This is a genomic window from Streptomyces anandii JCM 4720, assembly GCF_014650655.1.
Classification (GTDB): Bacteria; Actinomycetota; Actinomycetes; order Streptomycetales; family Streptomycetaceae; genus Streptomyces; species Streptomyces anandii.
On sequence record NZ_BMVJ01000025.1, the window covers coordinates 68,133 to 69,572 of the forward strand.

Annotated in this window: 1 protein-coding gene; it reads left to right on the plus strand. The window is 73.2% G+C overall.

From position 1 onward, the window contains the following. Window positions 1-41 precede the first annotated feature (41 nt). A partial coding sequence (locus IE249_RS31015) for a hypothetical protein (protein WP_229859629.1) occupies window positions 42-1,440 on the plus strand: 1,399 nt, incomplete at its 3' end.

The following is a 1,440-nucleotide window of genomic DNA, read 5'->3' on the forward strand; positions in this document are numbered from 1 at the left end:
CGTTTGGGCCGTTGTCAGACCGAGGACCTAGTCTGTGCACCGTGACTTCGCCTGCATCGACGGACAGCGTTCCGGCCCAGCTCAGCGCGGGGCCGCGCCCGGCGCCGGGCCCGGCCGCCGACGAGGGGCTGGCGCGCCGGCTGCGCGCGCTCGCCTGCACCGCACCGCTGCACGACCTGGACACGCGCAAGGCGAACCTGGCGGGCGAGTACTCGGTGTACGGCATGGCGGAGGTCGCCCTGGCCGCCATCGACCTCGTCACCCTCAACATGGACTTCGACACCGGCGCCGACCACGACCAGATCGTCGCCCGGCTCATCCCGCGCGTGGCCGCGCAGGCCCCCCGGCGGCCGGTCGCCGAGCACGAGCGGGTGGCCCGCTGGGTCCTGGAGAACCTGATCAACGTGGGCAGTGTCGACCGCGGCTTCCGCGCGGTGTACGGCACGTTCGCGCCGGACGGCACCTACGTCCGCCGGGACTACGACTTCAAGCTGATCGAGGAGGTCCCCGGCCCCGGCGGCAGCGTCTATCTCAGGACGACCGACGAGGCCGTCAACGTCCTGGTGGGCGCCCTCGACACCGACGTCACCAGTGCGCAGATCGCCGCCGAGGTCAAGCTCGAGGTCCTCATCAGCCGCGGCCGCCTCGCCGACGCGCAGCTCGCCGCCGAGCAGGCCCGCTACCGCACCGTGCAGTACTCCGAGACCCTGCGCAGGGCCCTGGACGCGACCCGGCGCAACGTCCGCGCGGTCGACTGGCTCAACGCCGTACCGGACATGATCGCCGAGGCCCTGGACCACGTCGCCGACCGCTACCGGCACGAGAACGCGATCCTGACCAACATCCGCAAGGCCCGCGACGAGACCGAGGAGCCCGAACACAAGCGGCGCGCCGCCGAGCTCGTCGACATCGTCAAGGACTGCATCCGCCGGCACACCCAGCTCCAGTCCCGGCTGCTGGAGGCCGGCCCGCTCTTCCGCGCCGAGCAGGACCGCCAGGCCTTCGCCACGCCCCGGACCACCTCGGGCACCGACCTGTACGGCCACCTGCTCGCGCCGTCGCTCCCGCTGCCGCTGCAGCAGGCCCTCAAGGTCACCGACGCGTTCTTCGCACGGGGCACGGGCCTGCGCACCCCGGTCTCCGTCCGGGTCGGCGACCTCGTCGACATACTGCTGACGCCGCCCGTGGAGCGGGAGCACCTCGGCGCTGAGATGCCCGAGCCCGACCTGATCGCCACGCCCGACGACAGCCGGTTCAGCGAGGAGCAACTGGCCGCCGCGACCGAGCTGCTGGACCTGCCGTCCGACGCGCCGCGGCGGCTGTCCGGGCTCCTCGCCGAGGCCCGCCGCAAGGACGCCGACCTTCCCTACCTGGTCGCACTGCTGGCCGTCCACGCGGCCAGCCCGCCCGTCGGCACCGCCTACCGGCAGGGCGAGCAGA